Here is a 17107-nt window from a genome sequence, read left to right as displayed (position 1 = left end):
AAACTTGCATGAAACCCACGGTCATTTTGCCGGGATACCTGGCGGCTGCACGGGAATATCGAGACCTTGAGCGCCGCCTCCAGACCTTGACCCAGGCACCGGTGCGGACCGTCCCTCTGAGGCGGCAGGACTGGTTGATCACCCTGGGAGGGCGACCGGTGACGCCCATTCTCCAGCAGCTCGATCAAACTGTGCGCCAGATCATCCAGGAAACGGGCGCGGCACAGATTAACCTGATTGGGCATTCCGCAGGGGGGTGGATTGCCCGCATTTATCTGGGAGACCAGCCCTACTGCGGCGATCGCTGGCAGGGACGTTCCTGCGTGAGCACCTTGGTCACCCTGGGAACCCCGCACCGCAGTCAGGAGCGGTGGACCCAGGACAATCTTGACTTTGTCAATCAGAACTACCCCGGCGCGTTTTATCCCCAAATCAACTACGTTTGTGTCGCTGGCAAGAGCATTTTAGGTCGGCGGAGCTGGCGCCTAGGGGACTGGTTTACCTACAACAGCTACCAGATCACCTGCGGCGAGGGCCGCTGTTGGGGGGATGGCGTCACGCCGATTCAGGCGGCCCATCTCACCGGCGGCCACAATCTGACCCTTGAGGGCGTCCTGCATTCGCCTCCCACTGCCGCGCAGCCCCAAAAACGCTGGTATGGGTCCCAAGCCCCTCTGGAAGAATGGGGGCAGTATTTAGATTGATCCCCCAGAGGACCGGCTAAGGCCAGATCCTGGATCTAGCCAGGAAGCCTCTACCTGGCACTGAAGCAGGACATCTTTGGTGTGAACCCGGGACGCTCTCTCTGTCCTTGAAAGGTCAGAGGGAAAGGAGGTCAATCTGGAATCAGGGGCATCGCCAGGGGCCGGTTCATCTCCAGATGTAAACGAGTGGCAGGCGACCCCTTTGGGGTGTACAGAGCGGCAATGACCCGATCGCCAGGATGCCATTCCTGGTGAGCAGTACAAATGCGCAGAGAGTCTTTCTGCTCCACTAAAATGGGCATGATTTGCCCCACATTGATCAGCGCTTGCAAATGAAGCCGCTGCTGCTCAAAGGCTTCTGGCTCCTGCTGTAAGGGAATATGGAGCAGCTTGATTTCTCCCTGGACGTAATACTCATTCCAGCGTTTTACGGAGAAATTTGGAGCAAAGGCCCGCTTGACCTCGGGCCGCATGCGCTTGTCCAGGCTGGGGGCACTGGCATTGTCCCGCACTTGGTCGGGACAAAAGGCCAAAACCCGCGGCGGGGAAAACTCTTCAATGACGCTGCTGGCCAGTACCGCATTCACCTCTGCGTTGCTGGTAATGGCCAAGACTGAACCAATGGAGGTGACACCGGCTTCGTTGAGCACTTCCGTATTCAGGGCGCTGCTCAAATAAACCTGAAAGTGGTCCGCTTCTGCTTCCCGACAGCGGTCCGGATCGCTATCAATCATCACCACCGATTCGCCCCGATCCTGGATTAACCCTGCCACCAGTCGTCCTAGGGGATGGCAACCAATAATAATGGCGCCGGTGGCCTCTGAGGAGCGTATCTTGAGCCAGCCCGCCACCCAGCGAGCACTTAAGCCCTGGAGGCAAACCGTCAGAATAATGGTCAAAAAAACCAGGGCTTTGATGGCTTCGCCACCGGTAATTTCCTGCTTGGTTAAGGAAATGGAAAACAGGGAGGCCACCGAAGCCGCCACAATGCCCCGCGGTGCCACCCAGGATAAAAAAGCCTTTTGACGAAGGTTTAAATCACTCCGAAAGGTGGAAAGTAGAATGTTCAGCGGACGCACAATCAGCATCAACGCCGCCACCGTCAATAATCCTCCCCAGCCCAGGGCCACCAGGCTGGGCAGGGAAAGATCGGCTGACAGCAGGATAAACAGGACAGAGATGGCCAGAATGCTGAGCTGGTTTTTGAACCGCAGCAGGCGGCGCTCGGCAGGCAGTTCTGCATTCCGAAGGACCACGCCCGCGGCCACTGCCGTCATCAGACCGGATTCGCTAATGAGATATTGAGAGAGGCCAAACAGTCCCCAAACCCCCGCCAGAACGGAGAGATTTTTAAGGTCATCGGAGAGAAAGGTGGCCCGTCGCAAAAAGCGGCTGAGTAGCCACCCGCCGCTGCCACCAATGACAATCCCTAGCCCCAATCGAGAGATCAGGCCGGTGGCCACCGTCAGGGGGGCAGGATGCTCCTGGAGCACAATATTCAGGACCACCACGGCCAAGATGGCGCCAATGGGGTCAATGAGCACTCCTTCCCCTTCTAACAGTGTGGAAACTCGGCGGTCAGCCTGTACCTGCTTCAGCAGGGGGGCCACCACCGTGGGGCCTGTGACCACCACCAGCGATCCATACAAAATGGCCAACTGCCAGGGAAATTCACTCAGCCAATGGGCAGCGGCTCCGGCGCCAAAGAGCGTGATCAAGCTACCCAGGGTCACCAGGTTTCTCAGACTAACGGAGACCTCAGAAATTTCGCTCCACTTTAGATTCAGTCCCCCCTCAAAGAGGATGAGCGCAACGGAGAGGGACACAATCACCTCCAGGCCATTGCCCAGAAGCGCTGGCTGCACAATTCCCAACCCAGATCGTCCGAGGGTAATTCCAAACAGGAGCAAAAAGACAATGCTGGGAACTTTACACAGGGCCGCAACGATTTGGGCACCAATGCCCGCGACGACGGTGATCACAATCAGGAGGGTGATTTCTAGATTCCCTTCCATGGGTCTTAGGGTCGCAGGCTAACGGACTGGGCGTTCCCCCACAGCTCAGACAGCCGGTGATCGCGACCACAGGAGAGGCGATAGAACTGATATTGCAGCGGGTTTTTCTGATAGTAATCTTGATGATAGTCTTCCGCTGGATAAAAGGGGGTGGCGGCGACAATTTGGGTTGTAATTGGCCCAGGAAGTTGACCGGAGGCTTCTAAGGCCTGTTTGGAGGCCTCTGCCTGCTGTTGTTGCGGGGAATTGTGGTAGAAGATTCGAGCCTGGTACTGGCTGCCGCGATCGCAAAACTGCCCCTGGGCATCTAGGGGATCCACGTTCTTCCAAAACACCGATAGCAGCTGATCATAGCTCACCCGATCCGGGTCATAGCGCACCCGCACCGCTTCCACATGGCCGGTGCCCCCGGAGGAAACCTGGCGATAGGTGGGATTTTGCCCTGATCCCCCGGTGTAGCCTGACGTTGTTTCCACCACTCCTGCCAGGAGATCAAAGGGTTTTTCCATGCACCAGAAGCACCCCCCGGCAAAGGTGGCTTCCGCCAGAACAGGCTCAGGAGGGTGGGCGGCTTCAGGGCGATTGGCCAGGCTAGGATCTGCCAGACTATGGGAGGAATGACAGCCAAACAGGAGCAGGCCGCAGAGAAGCACCGCAAAGAACCAGCGTTTAGCAGTCATGGTGGGCAAGGTTTGCAAGCATCAGGGGAGGCAGTGGATAGAGAAGACTAGTGAGGATTAACCCAGAGGGGTCATCCCTTGAGGGTCTTTGTGATCGTACCACTGACCTAGAGTTAGGCTGGGGGCAGTCCCCGATTGCACTGGAGCGTGATCTCCCGAAGGCGATCGCCCAGGGCGGAGGTCAAGGCCCCTGCCGGAAAGCGCCAGGCCCAGTTTCCTTGCATACTGCTAGGTGTGTTCATGCGGGCCTCACTGTCCAGGCCCAGGATATCTTGCAGGGGAAAGATCGCTTGATTGGCGATGGACTGCATGGCCAGCCAAATAAAGACCCAGTGATCGCCCAGTTCTCGCAGATCCGGAACGTCTTCTTCGTACAGCGTTTCCAGGCCGGTCATAATGTCTTCCTGCATCTGGGGCTCAAACTTGTTAAACCAGCCCACGGTGGTGTCATTGTCGTGGGTGCCGGTGTAAACCACACAGTTTTCATCGGGGAAGTTGGTGGGAAAATAATCATCACAGCGGCCTTCCCCAAAGGCAAACTGCAGAATTTTCATGCCGGGAAAGTCAAAGGCATCGCGCAGTTCAATGACATCGGGCGTGATCACCCCTAGGTCCTCGGCAATGATCGGCAATCCACCGAGCTTATCGCGCAGCACCTTAAAAAAGCGCTCTCCTGGTCCCGGCATCCAGGCACCGCGACGGGCATCGTCCTCGCCTTGTTCGACGATCCAAAATCCGGCAAAGGCCCGAAAGTGGTCGATGCGCACCAGATCGACGTAGGTGAGCGTGGCCCGGAAGCGTTGAATCCACCAGTCATAGCCATTGAGTTCCAAGCGCCGCCACTTATAAATGGGATTGCCCCAGAGCTGACCGGTTTCACTAAAGTAGTCGGGTGGCACCCCGGCCATCAGCTCGGGCTCAGCCGTTTGCCGATCCAGGTAGTAGTTGTCGGGATGCGCCCAAACATCTACGCTGTCATGGGCCACATAGATTGGGATATCGCCTAAAATTTGAATCCCCTTCTGGTTAGCATAGGCCTTCAGATTGGCCCACTGGCGGAAAAATTCGTACTGCAGGAAGGTGTGATAGAAGATGGCTGATTCCAGCCCCGCCTTTGCCTGGGCGATCGCCTCGGGATGGCGGTTGGCAATGGGGGTATCCCACAGGTGCCAGCTTTTGCCGCCCTGGGATTCTCGATAGGCCATGTAAAAAACATAGTCATCCAGCCAGTAAGCCTGCTCTTGGCAAAAGGCCTGGAATTCTTGGCGCTGGGCCGGAGAAGCTGACTGCTGGAAGTTGTGCGCCGCAATCTGAAAGAGCGGTCGCTTCGCTGCTGAGACCTCATCATACTTGACGCGATCGCTGGGCATCTTTGGGTAGGCGGCCAGATCCTCAGGCCTTAAAAATCCATCTTCCACCAGGATTTCAGGACTAACGAGAAGCGGATTGCCAGCCATCGACGAGTAGGTCATGTAGGGAGAGTCGCCATAGCTCACTGGCCCCAGGGGCAGCACCTGCCAAATTTGCTGGGCGCTATGGGCTAAAAAATCCACAAATTCGTAGGCACCGCGTCCTAGATCGCCAATTCCAAAGGGGCTAGGGAGGGAGGTCGGGTGGAGAATGATCCCACTGGAACGGGGGAAGGGCATAGGCAATCCTTATGTAATGACAGACGGGTGCAACTAGAAATCATGGCCCCATCAGCCCAGGGCGCAAAATCTCCCCATTATCCTAAGAGATCCCCAGCAGGATTGGGCTAAAGCGGATATAAATTCTTAGCAATTCAGGCGTCGGCCTCCAGTTGCTGCACGGTGTAGATGGCAGGTAGGTGACGATACTGCTCCTTCCAGTCAATGCCATAGCCGACAATGAACTGATCGGGCACGGTGCAGCCGAGGTAGTCAATGTGCACCGGCACCTGCCGCCGCGCAGGCTTATCGAGGAGGGCGCAGAGCCGCAGGGAGGCGGGCTGCTGCTGCTGGAGCATCTGCAAGGCCTTGGCCGTTGAGAGTCCCGTGTCCACTATATCTTCCACCAGCAGCACTGGCTGATGACGCAGCAACTGGGGCGGGAGATCGAGGAGCACTTGTACGGTGCCGCTGCTGCGGGTGCGGGTGCCGTAGCTGGATAGGCGAATCAGCTCAACGCGCTGCACCGGCACCTGCAGCTGGCGCATCAGGTCTGCCAAAAAGACAAAGGCGCCCTTGAGAATGCCCACCAAAATCAGCGGCTGATCCCGATAGTCCTGATTAATGGCTCGGGCGAGCCCATCCACCGTTTGGGCAATTTCCTCCTGGGAAATGAGTAGCTGGAGTTCAGGATTCATGACTCAGACCAGGGCGTTTCCGACGGGACGGGACCCGATTGGGCCACAAAGGACTCGAGCTCCGTGAGCAGATCGGTACGCCGCTGGGCGCTGACAAAGGCCGCCTCAATGGCGTTTTTGAGCAGTTGAACAATCTCTGCTTGACTTAAGTGTAGGGCCGTTTGAGCAGCCTCCAGATTTTCGCCCAGATAGCCGCCGAAGTAGGCCGGATCATCGGAGTTGATGGTTACGGCAATCCCCAGATCTAGCAAGGTTTTGAGGTTGTGGTCCGCCATTTGATCAAAGACTCGCAGCTTTACGTTAGAGAGCGGGCAAACCGTGAGCGGGATTTGGGTTTGCTGCAGGTAAGCCAGCAGTTGCGGATCTTCAATACAGCGCACCCCGTGGTCTATTCGAGAGACTCGCAGCAGCTGAATCGCTTCCCAAATGTAGCTGGGGGGGCCTTCCTCTCCGGCATGGGCAACGGTGAGAAAGCCCTCCCGCCGCGCACGCTCAAACACAAAGCGAAAGTGACTGGGCGGATAATCCCGTTCGGCAGAATCTAGACCCACGGCGCGGATGCCGGCCCGGTAGGGCAGTGCCTGTTCCAGGGTTTGCAGGGCCGATGCCGGGGGACGATCGCGCAGGAAGCAAAGAATCAGCTGGCTGGAGAGGCCATACTGTTTCTGGGCCTCTTGCAAGGCTTGGTGAATGCCGTAGTAGACCACGGGAAAGGGAATGCCACGCTGGGTATGGGCCTGGGGATCAAAAAACAGCTCCACATGGCGGATGGTCTGCTGCTGTGCTTTTTGTAGGTAGGCCCAGGTGAGATCGTAAAAGTCCTGCTCGGTTTGCAGGACGCTCATGCCAGCGTAGTACACCTCCAGAAAGGACTGGAGATCTTGAAACCGATAGGCCCGGCGTATTGCGTCCACGGAGGGGTAGGGAAGCTGAATCTGATTGCGATCGCCCAGCATCCACATCATCTCCGGCTCCAGAGTGCCTTCAATATGCAGATGCAGCTCCACCTTCGGAACCTTGAGAATAAACTCGTTCATGGTCTGTGCCCCCCTACGGCCCCCTACCTGAAGTCTAGTGCAATCCTGGGAGAGCCTGCCGGAGAACAGAGGCGAACCCGGCCCTAGCCCGGCTGCTGTGGGCTCTGGAGCTTAAACATCACCACGGCGATCGCTGGAACATTCACCTCCAGGGCATAGGGCCAGGCCGCGGCCTCCCAGGCGCGCGTTTCCAGCGGTTGGGGGTGCACCAGCCCGTCTCCGCCATAGCAGGCGGCGTCGGTGTTGATCCGTTCCTCATACCGTCCAGGCTCCCTAACGCCCAGCCAGTAGTTCCGGTACTGATTCGGCTTGAAGTTACAAACCACCACCACCGATTCCCCGGTGGCGGGGTCTTTGCGAATAAAGGAAATCAACCCTCGGGCCTGATCATTGCAGTCAATCCACTCAAACCCATCGGAGCTAAAGTCCTCAGCGTACAGGGCCGATTCCTGGCGATAGACCCGGTTGAGATCTTGAACCAGCTGGTGGATCTGGCGATGGGGATCGTGGTCCAGGAGCCACCAGTCTAAATCCATCTCCACATTCCACTCGCGGGTTTGGCCAAACTCCATGCCCATAAACAGGGTTTTCTTGCCAGGGTGGGTAAACAGATAGCCCAGCAGCGATCGCAAATTGGCCAGCTTCTGACGGTCATCCCCTGGCATTTTCTGGAACAGATGCCCTTTGCCGTGAACCACCTCATCGTGGGAGAGCGAGAGCATAAAGTGTTCGCTAAAGGCATACCAGAGACTGAAGGTGAGGCTGCCATGGTGGTTTGATCGATCCTGGGGATGAACCTGGAAGTAGCGCAAGGTATCGTTCATCCAGCCCATATTCCACTTGAAATTAAAGCCAAGCCCCCCGGCATAGGTGGGATGGGAAACCTTTTCCCAGGCTGTGGACTCCTCTGCAATCGAAAGAATCCCAGGATGCTGCTCAAAAATCTTCTCGTTCAAATGGCGCAAAAAGGCGACGGCCTCCAGGTTTTCGCGGCCACCGTACTGGTTAGGTAGCCACTCTTCGCGGTCATAGTCCAGATAGAGCATGGAGGCCACCGCATCGACGCGAATGCCGTCAATGTGGTATTTCTCCAGCCAAAACAGGGCGCTGGAGAGTAGGAAATTGCACACCTGGGGCTTGCCATAGTCAAACACCAGGGTTCCCCAGCCCTTATGCTCGCCCTTGCGCGGATCGGGGTACTCAAATAGGGTTGATCCATCAAAGCGGGCCAGACCATGGCCGTCCTTGGGAAAGTGCCCCGGCACCCAGTCAATAATCACCCCAATTCCTGCCTGATGGCAGCGATCCACAAAGGCCATAAAATCCTGGGGCGTGCCGTAGCGCGAGGTGGGGGCAAAGAATCCCACCACCTGATAGCCCCAGGAACCGTCGAAGGGATGCTCGGTAATGGGCAACAGCTCAATGTGGGTAAAGCCCATCTCCTGGATGTAGGGAATGAGGCGATCGCCCAGTTCCCGGTAGGTGAGATGGCGTGCCCCAGGCTTTGAGGTCACCGGAACCGACCGTTGTTCCGAGGGCGGATTATCTAAACTGTCATGGAGCCAGGACCCCAGATGCACTTCGTAAACCGAAATGGGTAAATCCTGGGGATTGCGCTGCCGCCGCTGCGTTAGCCAAGCCTCATCGGACCAGCGATAGCTTAAATCGGCCACCAGGGAAGCGGTATCGGGTCGAAGTTCCTGCTGATGACCATAGGGATCGGTTTTGAGGATCACCTCTCCCCAACCCGTTTGGATCGCGTATTTGTACTTTTCTCCCGCCTGAAGGCCTGGAATAAACAACTCCCAAATTCCCGCCTCGTTCCGGGCCATGGGATGCTGACCAAACTGCCACCCATTAAAATCCCCAACCACGGAAACTGCCTGGGCGTGGGGGGCCCAAACCGCAAAGTACACGCCGGGCTGACCGGCATGGGACCGGACATGGGCCCCTAGCTTTTCATAGGAGTGGTAATAGGTGCCGTTCCGCCATGCTTCGAGGTCAGCGCTCTGAAAATAAATGGTCTCTGCCGGTATTCTGGCTTCTGTATACATTTATATAGGGGTTGCTTAAACAGATTATTTTGCAAATTTTATTTAAGATACAAGATCTAACCCCCCCTCGCGGGTTATTGGGAACACTTTTGACCAGGGGAAACCGTCTAGGAGCGGGCGTTTATTTGGGCAATCGCCCAGTCAACGGCGGCTTGAGCGGTTTCAACCTGAAAAAAATCAGGACCGGAGGCGCCGGGGCGAAGGGGCTGCCAAGTGTGAATCCCCACCAGTGGTTTGCCCAGTTGCAGGGCAAAGGCAATTTCCGAGAGGGTGCCGTAGGATCCACCTAGCGCAATCAGCGCGGCGGCGCTGCGAACCAGCACTAAATTTCGGGCTTCGCCCAGGCCGGTGGGAATGGCAATATCCACCCAGGGATTAGCAGCAGCAGCATCACGACCGGGCAATAGTCCCAGGGTCATCCCGCCCGCCGCCTTTGCCCCCTGGCAGGCAGCGGCCATGACCCCTCCTAATCCGCCACAAATCAGGAGATAGCGCTGAGCAGCAAGGAGGGCCCCCACCTGGTAGGCCAGATCGTGAAGGGTCCCCCCATCACCGTGGCCTGCGCCAATCACCCCCACCAAGGGCTGGTGCGCTCCTCCTGGCAGGCTTACGGAGTCTGCCATTGATCCAGGATTTTCTGGGCCTGGGCCTGGGAGGTCACATCTCCCTGGGTTGCAAAGAGCTGGCGGGAAGCCTGGACATCGGCGATCGCCTGCTGCCGATTCCCCAGTTTCTCGTGGGTTAACCCGCGATTAAATCGCGCCTTGGCCAGGGTGGGCTGCAGATCAAGGGCGCGTCCATAGCTGCCCAGGGCGGCTTTGAAGTCTTGCAACTCAAACAACACATTCCCGCGATTTTGCAAGGCCACGGCATCGTTGGGTTTAATGGCCAGAATGGCTTCAAAATCCTCCAGGGCCCGCTGCAGCTTTCCGGACCGGGCGTAGGCATTGCCGCGGTTGGTCAGAATTGCGCTATTTCCGGGGACTAAGACCAGGGCCTGACTATAGCTGGCGATGGCCTCTGGCCACTGTTGAAGGCGCGCGAACACGTTGCCGCGATTAAAGAGGGTGCGTGAACTTTGGGGACGGGTGGCTAAAAATTGGTTGAAATCTTGCAGAGCCGCTGCATACTGGCCCAGGTTTGCGTAGGCCACGCCGCGATTCTCGTAAGCTTCAACTTGATTCGCATCTAGCCGAAGCACCTGACTCAGGTCGGCCACCACGGCCTGATAGTTGCCCAACCGTTCGTAGGCTCTGGCCCGGTTATTGTAGGCAAACAGATAGCCGGGATTGATCTCAAGGGCGCGGCTGAGATCCTGGACCGCCTGCTGGTAGTTGCCCATATCTAGCTGTGCGAGCCCCCGGTTATTGTAGGCAAAGGCATAGCTGGGATCGAGTTCAATGGCGCGGCTGTAGGCTGCAATGGCGCCACGCACATCGCCCTGCTTGTACAGCTCAATGCCTTCGCTCAAGCTGGACTGAGCTTGCCCTGCCGCCGAAGGATCATCGCCCTGGGCTAGCCTGAACTGTAGGGGGGCGGCCGCAAGGGGCGAGGCCGCTATCAGGATCCCTCCCAGTACCATCGGGACAAGTCGCACAAGTTTCACCATCTTTGTTCTCTCCATTTCCCCACCCACTTACTCTATCGGATGGATGAGGCCATTGATCCCGTTGAGGCCCTCTCGCCGAGGTTCTCCCGCGGGGCGGCGGGGATGGCTGAACCGCCATCACAAAGCTTCCTGGGACGGTTTTGCCCCACCTCCGTAGCGGTTCGTCTCCTCATCGTCGGGGGCAATCTCTAAAAACGGAAGCGCACCGGAATTGACCCCTGGCAGCTGACCATCCCATTTCTCAATGGCCAGACGCTGGTTATCGAGCTCTTGTTTGCGCAAAATTGCTGGGGTGAGGGACTGCTGGAGCAACCGCTGCGCCTCCGCTTCGCCCGTGGCCTGATTCACGCGAGCTTGGGCCTCTTGCTCCGCTTTCTTGGCAATATAGATGGCCCGCTGGGCCTCTTGCTCGGCCACCTGCTTGCGCTCCACCGCTTGGGCAAACTCGTTGGAAAACAGAATGTCGACCACGCTGGTGTCGTAGATATCTATCCCGTATTTATCCAGGCGATCGCTTAAGATTTGGTCAAAGTTTTCCTTCAGTTGTGGACGCTTGACAATCGACTCTTCAGCTGTGAACTGAGCCACGGCGGTTTTAAAGGATTCCTGGGTTTGGGGAGCCACAATGCGCTCAACAATTGCGCCGAGATTGCCCTGCTGCTGAAAGGTTTGGGCAATGGTGTCGGGGCGCAGGGCAAAGTTCACGGCAAACACGGCTTTGAGATCTTGCAGATCTTTGGTGGACCCCTTCGCCGGAACCTCGTGCTTTTGCACCTTGACATCCAGAATAACCACGCGATCGCGTAGGGGGACAACTACGTGCAGACCCTCATTGAGGGGGCGAGGATCGACTGCGCCAAAATGGGTCACCACGCCACGCTCTCCAGGACCGACCAGGGTCACAGGCTGCAGCAAAAGCAGAATGATCAGCCCGATCACCAGGGGAAGGAGCCGAAGCAGCTTCGTATTGGGTTCCATACCGTAATAAGGTCTCCGGGATAGCTACGTCCAAGTTCTTGGGGACTCGGATCTGGGGACTCAAGGGGCGCGGTTGCCAACCTGCCGAGGTTTAGGATTTTGAGGGGGAGACAGAACCGGTGTCAACCCATCGACTTTTCCAGAAAATAAAGGAAAAAATAAAGGAAGATTATGCAAGGTAAACGCAATGGGGAGAAACCCATGGACGCCGATGAACTTCGCACCCAATATAGCCAGGGATGCCGAGACTTTTCACACCTCAATCTCTTTGAAATTGAACTTACGGGATATGCCTTCCCTGCAATCCACCTCAGTGCCTGCGATCTCCGTCAGGCTCGTCTGGGACGAGCCGACCTCCGTCGCGCCACCTTGGAGGAAACCGACTTGAGCGAAGCCCTGCTCTGGGGCACTAACCTATCCGATGCCAACTTACAGGCCGTAATCATGCGTGAGGCCGACCTCAGCGGGGCCCAGCTCATGCAGGCCAACCTCTCCCGTGCCTGTTTGCTCAAGGCCTGTCTCTCTGGCGTTAACCTCAGCGCTGCCAATTTGTCCCAGGCCCTCATGATTGAAGTGGATCTCCGCCCCACCCTCGATCAACGCACTGATCTTGGGCGAGCCGACCTCAGCTTTGCTGATTTAAGTTACGCGAACCTGAGTGGCGCCTCACTCTGCGCTGCCAATCTGAGTCATGCCAAGCTCTGTCGTTGCCATGCCAATCTTTCCAGTTGGCAGGGCAACCTTCCCACGGACTTTACCGGGGCTGATTTAAGCAAGGCTGACCTTAGCTTTGCTGATTTACGCGGGGCGATTCTCAAAGAGGCAAATTTGCAAGGGGCCGATCTCACCGGCACCCTCCTGGAGGACGCGATTCTGACCGGGGCCCTTCTGCCAGAGGGCAATGGGGCCTAACGAATCGTGCCTCGACTGGTTTCCACATCAATGGGCTTGAGCCAGTAAAGGTAGATCAGATCCCAGATCATGCCCGCCATCAATGTTCCCTTGAGCATCAGCTTCACTCCCCAAAACCTGGGCTGCTGCGCCAGGGCTTTGAGGGCTTGGTTCCGCCTAGAGCAGCGCGATAAGCGCCGGAAAAATTGAGGATGGTCGACGTTGAGCTTGATGGGAAAGCAGCGGGCGGCCGTGTCATTGGTTTGGCGGATGACCTCGCGATCAAAGGCTTCGGCCTCCAGACCCAGCAAATCATAAAACTTGGCCCGCTCCTCCACCGTCATGGTGTGGGTGGCAAATACCGACAGAAGAAAGAATCGGCTCCAGAGTCTTCCGCCCAAGGACTTCCACATCTTCGGCTGCGATCGCAGCAGGGCCTTGAAAATATCGCCATGGCGGTTTTCATCCTGACACCAGCTTTCAAAATAATTGAACAGGGGATAGAAGCGATTTTCCGGGTGACATTGCAGATGGCGATGAATCAGGATGTAGCGCCAGTAGCCAATTTTTTCGGAGAGATAGACCGCATAGATAATCCATTCCACCGGAAAAAAGGTATAGGTGCGTCGCTTCGTTAGGGCTCCTAAGTCCAGGGAAAGCTTAAAATCTCCCATTGCCTTGTTCAGAAATCCCGCATGGCGGGCTTCGTCGCGGGCCATGAGGTGAAAAATTTCGGCCAGCAGGGGGTTTTTATCCTTAAGCTTCCGCGATAGCTCTTTAAACAGCAGAAAACCAGAAAATTCCGAGACGCAGGACCGCTCTAGGTAATCCAGGAAGGCCTGCCGATCTTCCCCCGTAATGTGATCCCAGGATCGTTTGAATTCCTCATTGCGTACAAAGTGGAAGCGATTATAGTCGGCTCTCATTTCCGCCAGCATGGCCTGCAGCTCGGATTCTTGGGGCGACCAGTCCATGGCTGCGGCCTTGGCAAAGTCTGTGGTGTAAAACCGCGGCGTCAGCAAATTTTCTTCAACCTGGGTCTTGGTCTGCTCAGGGGCTAGGGAAGTGGGGGGCATGAATACCTGTCCTATCGCTATATCAATCTACAGTTATTAAACACTAAATTCTCTGTTCCAGTAACTATGCCCGTGAACTCCATAGGATTTAGCCATCTAAACCATTCTTTGGATCCCTGGTAGATTCTCCTTCGAAAGTAGGGGTTAGAAGACTTTTGAGTGCTTTTCTTCCCAATCCATTCCCTGGCCTTACCCCGATTTAGGATTGTGAATTTTTGCGACAGGGTGATCAACTCTTTAAGTATCGCTATACGGTTATGTGGTTGACGCTTTAATTATCGGAGTCTGATGTCCATGCTTGAGTCTGCTCAGTCCCCCGTGTCTGCCCTGGGTTCGGATCCGGGGACCCATCGGAAAGGGGATCAATTCTCTGCTTCTGCCATTCCCCAGAATTCCCGCCAGCGCGTGAAGCAATGGATGCAGCAAATTCAGGATCAAATCTGTGATGCGCTGGAGCAACTGGATGGATCTGCACATTTTCAGGAGGAGGTGTGGCAGCGGCCCGGCGGCGGCGAGGGGCGCACGCGGGTAATCCGTAACGGCCGCGTCTTTGAGCAGGGCGGCGTTAACTATTCGGAGGTCTGGGGCGAAACCTTGCCCCCCAGTATCTTGACCCAATGCCCAGAGGCGGCGGGGCAGCCGTTTTTTGGCACCGGAACATCCCTGGTTCTGCATCCGCGCAATCCCTATGTGCCCACGGTGCATCTTAACTATCGCTATTTTGAAGCGGGCCCGGTTTGGTGGTTTGGGGGCGGAGCTGACCTGACGCCCTACTATCCCTACGCCGAGGATGCATTTCACTTTCATCACACCCTCAAGCAGGCCTGTGATGCGGCTCATCCGGACTACTACCGCGTTTTCAAAGCCTGGTGCGATGAATATTTCTATCTCAAGCACCGTCAGGAGCAGCGAGGCATTGGGGGGATTTTCTTCGATTACCAAAGCGATCGCGGCTTGATCTATGGCGGTGCAGAGGCGGCGAGCGAAGCGGCTCGCTTGAGTCAGCAGATTGGGCCGGTCAGTCGAGACTGGGAGAGCCTGTTTAGCTTTGTGCAGGGCTGCGGAGAGGCATTTTTGCCGGCCTATCTGCCCATTGCCGAACAGCGCTGCCATCAGCCCTACGGCGATCGCGAGCGAGAATTTCAGCGCTATCGACGCGGCCGCTATGTGGAATTTAATCTGGTCTACGATCGCGGCACCATTTTTGGGCTGCAAACCCAGGGGCGGACCGAGTCCATTTTGATGTCATTGCCGCCGGATGTGCGCTGGGAGTATGACTACAGTCCGGAACCAGGCACCCCCGAGGCCCAACTCTACGAGGTATTTCTCAGGCCCCAGGACTGGGTGAATTGGCCGGTGGAGCAGCAGATCCGCTTTCGGCTGCACCGTGAGATCGAGGAGTTTTACCAAAAGCTAGGGAATGAGCTGGCGATGGCTCACCTGCCGGAGTCGAAGACGGCTAAGTTGGCTCAGACTCTGTTGCGATCGCGCCATGACAGCTTAAAGTATTGGGTTTCTGCGGAAGAAGTGGCTGATTTTCAGAGAATTTATCCTGATTAGCAGTAACAGACCCCAAGCCCCTGCAGATCAAGGGTGAAGCGCTGAGTCCTCAGAATGAAGGTATCCCTAAGGCATCCCTCCTCGGTTTTGCCTCAATGTCGGTTGCACTGGGGCAATCATGGAGGCACAGGGCATGAAATAATTTTTTATTCCCTAAATTCCGTATTTACGCTGATCCAACCCCTTCCTTTTCCCCTTATTGTGACAAGCAACGAAACGAGGTTTTGTTCAAGGTTCAGTACTGATCCATTTTTCAGTGAGGGATGACTCATGATGAATTCACAAGACGTTAACCCAGTAGCCTGCTCCCATAAGGGTGAAGCCGATCTCATTGCTGGCATCTCCTGGTTCTACGCCCATTTCATCACCGGTGATATTGATGAGCACGAGTTTTCAGATCTCGTGGATTTGCATATCGAACTGAATCACGCGGCTGCTTAATCCGCCAATTGCCGAGGCGACAACCAGACGCGTGGGTGCAGCCCGTAGGATCGTCATTGCCACCTTAACCCGTCGCAGCACCTGTGACGGGCTTATCCTTCGGCTCGCTTAGAATTTCCCAGGTGCCCCCTTTTTGTGCGCTTGACAGAACACCTGCACCCTTGGGGTTGACCAGGGATCTAGAGGGCGCAGACACCTCTCGGGTGTAACGGTGATAGAATCCTCTAGGCGCAACGGGATTTTCTAAGCATGAGCGATCGCATTTTGTTCTGGCACCGCCGTGACCTGCGCCTTGCCGATAATCTGGGGTTGACGGCGGCCTGCCAACGAACCCGCCAAGTCACCGGCGTTTTTTGCCTGGACCCGGCGATCTTGAATCGAGAGGACCTGGCTCCGGCCCGACTGGTCTTTCTGCTGGACTCCCTGCGAGAACTGCAAGCAGGCTATGCCCGCCTCGGAAGCGATCTGTTAATCCTGCACCAGTCCCCCGTCACCGGACTTCCTGCCTTGGCCAAGGCCCTCAAGGTGCGATCTGTTTTCTGGAACCAGGATGTGGAACCCTATGGACGCCGACGCGATGAACAAGTAGCCGCAGGGCTCAAGGAACAGGGCATTGCCGTTCAGCAAATCTGGGATCAACTTTTGCACCCGCCGGGCACCATCTTGACGGGAAGTGGATCTCCCTATACGGTCTATGGCCCTTTTTGGAAAAACTGGCGCGCCCAACCCAAGCAGGATCCGGTCCCGGCCCCTCCAGCTCTCCAAGGCCACACCGAGACAGAAGAGACGCTAGGAACCATTGCCCTGCCCGATCCCCAGACCTTCCAGGTGATCTGGACCAATCCCTTGGAAATTCCTGTGGGAGAAGCCGCCGCACGGCAGCAGCTGGATCAATTTTGTCAAGGGACTACCATTGGCCAGTACGATGAAGATCGCAACTATCCCGCTCGGCCTGGAACCTCACGCCTCAGTGCAGCCCTGAAGTTTGGCACCCTTGGGATTCGCACGGTTTGGCGCCAGGCCGAACAGGTGCTGGTCCGCTGCCGCAGTGATGAGGAGCGTAACGGCGTCGAAGTTTGGCAAAAGGAACTAGCCTGGCGCGAGTTTTATCAGCATGTGCTCTACTTTTTTCCAGCCTTAGCTGATGGTCCCTACCGTCCCGTCTGGAAAGGATTTCCCTGGCGTGAGAATCGAGATCAGTTTGCAGCCTGGTGCGCGGGGATGACCGGCTATCCCATCGTAGATGCTGCCATGCGCCAGCTCAATCAAACCGGCTGGATGCACAACCGCTGCCGGATGATTGTGGCCAGCTTTCTGACTAAGGATTTGATTTTAAACTGGCAATGGGGTGAGAAATATTTTATGCAGCAGCTCTGCGATGGGGACTTGGCGGCCAACAACGGTGGATGGCAATGGAGTGCGTCCAGCGGCATGGATCCAAAACCCTTGCGTATTTTTAATCCAGCCAGTCAGGCTCAAAAATTCGACCCGGAAGCAGACTACATTCGCCAGTGGATTCCTGAACTGAAATCCGTTGACAGCGAGCGACTGGTGAAGGGGAACCTTCCGAAGGCAGTGCGCGATCGCGTTGGATATCCCGATCCCATTGTGAATCACCAGCAGCAGCAGCAAACCTTTAAGAGGCTCTACCAGCAGCAAAAAAACGCGATCAATCCCAAATAGACGGATCCTCGATCTCTTAGGCTCTTGCGCCTAGAGGATCCTAGCGCACACCC

The 17107-nt window shown here is 56.4% G+C and carries 14 protein-coding genes and 1 pseudogene; 5 read left to right on the top strand and 10 right to left on the bottom strand.

Annotated features, from left to right (window positions below):
• Window positions 1-8 precede the first annotated feature (8 nt).
• Entirely contained in the window at window positions 9-704 is a 696-nt protein-coding gene (locus tag QQ91_RS13545) for an esterase/lipase family protein (protein WP_166275442.1), read from the top strand.
• Window positions 705-835: 131 nt separating this feature from the next.
• Here the strand turns inward: QQ91_RS13545 and QQ91_RS13540 are convergent, their stop codons facing one another.
• From QQ91_RS13540 to QQ91_RS13500, 9 genes are all read right to left on the bottom strand, one after another.
• On the bottom strand, window positions 836-2719 hold the full coding sequence (locus QQ91_RS13540; protein ID WP_166275440.1) for a cation:proton antiporter: 1884 nt from the start codon (window positions 2717-2719) through the stop codon (window positions 836-838).
• 5 nt (window positions 2720-2724) lie between these two features.
• Window positions 2725-3399: a peptide-methionine (S)-S-oxide reductase MsrA gene (gene msrA, locus QQ91_RS13535; protein WP_166275438.1), complete on the bottom strand. Its 675-nt coding sequence runs from the start codon at window positions 3397-3399 to the stop codon at window positions 2725-2727.
• Window positions 3400-3512: 113 nt separating this feature from the next.
• The gene (gene malQ, locus QQ91_RS13530; RefSeq protein WP_166275436.1) at window positions 3513-5048 is read right to left on the bottom strand and encodes a 4-alpha-glucanotransferase; all 1536 of its coding nucleotides are present in this window, start codon (window positions 5046-5048) and stop codon (window positions 3513-3515) included.
• A gap of 134 nt (window positions 5049-5182) precedes the next feature.
• Entirely contained in the window at window positions 5183-5725 is a 543-nt protein-coding gene (gene hpt, locus QQ91_RS13525) for a hypoxanthine phosphoribosyltransferase (protein ID WP_166275434.1), read from the bottom strand.
• Entirely contained in the window at window positions 5722-6762 is a 1041-nt protein-coding gene (locus QQ91_RS13520; protein ID WP_166275432.1) for an adenosine deaminase, read from the bottom strand. The genes hpt and QQ91_RS13520 overlap by 4 nt, the downstream gene beginning before the upstream one ends.
• 83 nt (window positions 6763-6845) lie before the next feature.
• Window positions 6846-8816, bottom strand: a complete 1971-nt coding sequence (gene glgB, locus QQ91_RS13515) for a 1,4-alpha-glucan branching protein GlgB (protein ID WP_166275430.1) — start codon at window positions 8814-8816, stop codon at window positions 6846-6848.
• A 107-nt stretch (window positions 8817-8923) separates the two neighbouring features.
• Window positions 8924-9439: a TIGR00725 family protein gene (locus QQ91_RS13510; protein ID WP_166275428.1), complete on the bottom strand. Its 516-nt coding sequence runs from the start codon at window positions 9437-9439 to the stop codon at window positions 8924-8926.
• Complete coding sequence (locus QQ91_RS13505; RefSeq protein WP_166275426.1) at window positions 9424-10425, bottom strand: tetratricopeptide repeat protein; 1002 nt, start codon at window positions 10423-10425, stop codon at window positions 9424-9426. Before QQ91_RS13505 ends, QQ91_RS13510 begins: the two co-directional genes overlap by 16 nt.
• A 117-nt stretch (window positions 10426-10542) precedes the next feature.
• Window positions 10543-11403 (bottom strand): prohibitin family protein, encoded by an 861-nt coding sequence (locus QQ91_RS13500; RefSeq protein ID WP_166275424.1) that lies wholly within the window; start codon window positions 11401-11403, stop codon window positions 10543-10545.
• 171 nt (window positions 11404-11574) lie between these two features.
• On the opposite strand from QQ91_RS13500, the gene hetL reads away from it, so the two are divergent.
• Window positions 11575-12315 (top strand): heterocyst differentiation pentapeptide repeat protein HetL, encoded by a 741-nt coding sequence (gene hetL, locus QQ91_RS13495; RefSeq protein WP_250833354.1) that lies wholly within the window; start codon window positions 11575-11577, stop codon window positions 12313-12315.
• Here hetL and acsF read toward each other — a convergent pair.
• Window positions 12312-13370: a magnesium-protoporphyrin IX monomethyl ester (oxidative) cyclase gene (gene acsF / locus QQ91_RS13490; RefSeq protein WP_166275422.1), complete on the bottom strand. Its 1059-nt coding sequence runs from the start codon at window positions 13368-13370 to the stop codon at window positions 12312-12314. The two genes, hetL and acsF, sit on opposite strands and share 4 nt — an antisense overlap.
• A gap of 294 nt (window positions 13371-13664) precedes the next feature.
• On the opposite strand from acsF, the pseudogene hemF reads away from it, so the two are divergent.
• From hemF to QQ91_RS13475, 3 genes and pseudogenes are all read left to right on the top strand, one after another.
• Window positions 13665-14723, top strand: a pseudogene (hemF, locus tag QQ91_RS13485) (oxygen-dependent coproporphyrinogen oxidase); the annotation flags it as partial.
• A 477-nt stretch (window positions 14724-15200) separates the two neighbouring features.
• A complete protein-coding gene (locus QQ91_RS13480) occupies window positions 15201-15371 on the top strand; it encodes a hypothetical protein (protein ID WP_166275418.1) in 171 nt (56 codons plus the stop codon).
• Window positions 15372-15620: 249 nt separating this feature from the next.
• Window positions 15621-17054, top strand: a complete 1434-nt coding sequence (locus QQ91_RS13475) for an FAD-binding domain-containing protein (protein ID WP_166275416.1) — start codon at window positions 15621-15623, stop codon at window positions 17052-17054.
• Window positions 17055-17107: the final 53 nt, after the last annotated feature.

The organism is Lyngbya confervoides BDU141951 (assembly GCF_000817775.3).
GTDB classification, from domain to species: Bacteria; Cyanobacteriota; Cyanobacteriia; order Thermosynechococcales; family Thermosynechococcaceae; genus Lyngbya; species Lyngbya confervoides.
Note: the sequence above shows the minus strand (reverse complement) of the source record. Positions and strands in the feature narration are given on the sequence as shown.

Coding starts and splice junctions, on each gene's coding strand:
- QQ91_RS13540 (WP_166275440.1), bottom strand. CDS start 2,719: ATGGAAGGGAATCTAGAAATCACCCTCCTGATTGTGATCACCGTCGTC.
- QQ91_RS13480 (WP_166275418.1), top strand. CDS start 15,201: ATGATGAATTCACAAGACGTTAACCCAGTAGCCTGCTCCCATAAGGGT.
- QQ91_RS13475 (WP_166275416.1), top strand. CDS start 15,621: ATGAGCGATCGCATTTTGTTCTGGCACCGCCGTGACCTGCGCCTTGCC.
- hpt (WP_166275434.1), bottom strand. CDS start 5,725: ATGAATCCTGAACTCCAGCTACTCATTTCCCAGGAGGAAATTGCCCAA.
- QQ91_RS13510 (WP_166275428.1), bottom strand. CDS start 9,439: ATGGCAGACTCCGTAAGCCTGCCAGGAGGAGCGCACCAGCCCTTGGTG.
- QQ91_RS13500 (WP_166275424.1), bottom strand. CDS start 11,403: ATGGAACCCAATACGAAGCTGCTTCGGCTCCTTCCCCTGGTGATCGGG.
- msrA (WP_166275438.1), bottom strand. CDS start 3,399: ATGACTGCTAAACGCTGGTTCTTTGCGGTGCTTCTCTGCGGCCTGCTC.
- malQ (WP_166275436.1), bottom strand. CDS start 5,048: ATGCCCTTCCCCCGTTCCAGTGGGATCATTCTCCACCCGACCTCCCTC.
- QQ91_RS13545 (WP_166275442.1), top strand. CDS start 9: ATGAAACCCACGGTCATTTTGCCGGGATACCTGGCGGCTGCACGGGAA.
- QQ91_RS13505 (WP_166275426.1), bottom strand. CDS start 10,425: ATGGTGAAACTTGTGCGACTTGTCCCGATGGTACTGGGAGGGATCCTG.
- acsF (WP_166275422.1), bottom strand. CDS start 13,370: ATGCCCCCCACTTCCCTAGCCCCTGAGCAGACCAAGACCCAGGTTGAA.
- hetL (WP_250833354.1), top strand. CDS start 11,575: ATGCAAGGTAAACGCAATGGGGAGAAACCCATGGACGCCGATGAACTT.
- glgB (WP_166275430.1), bottom strand. CDS start 8,816: ATGTATACAGAAGCCAGAATACCGGCAGAGACCATTTATTTTCAGAGC.
- QQ91_RS13520 (WP_166275432.1), bottom strand. CDS start 6,762: ATGAACGAGTTTATTCTCAAGGTTCCGAAGGTGGAGCTGCATCTGCAT.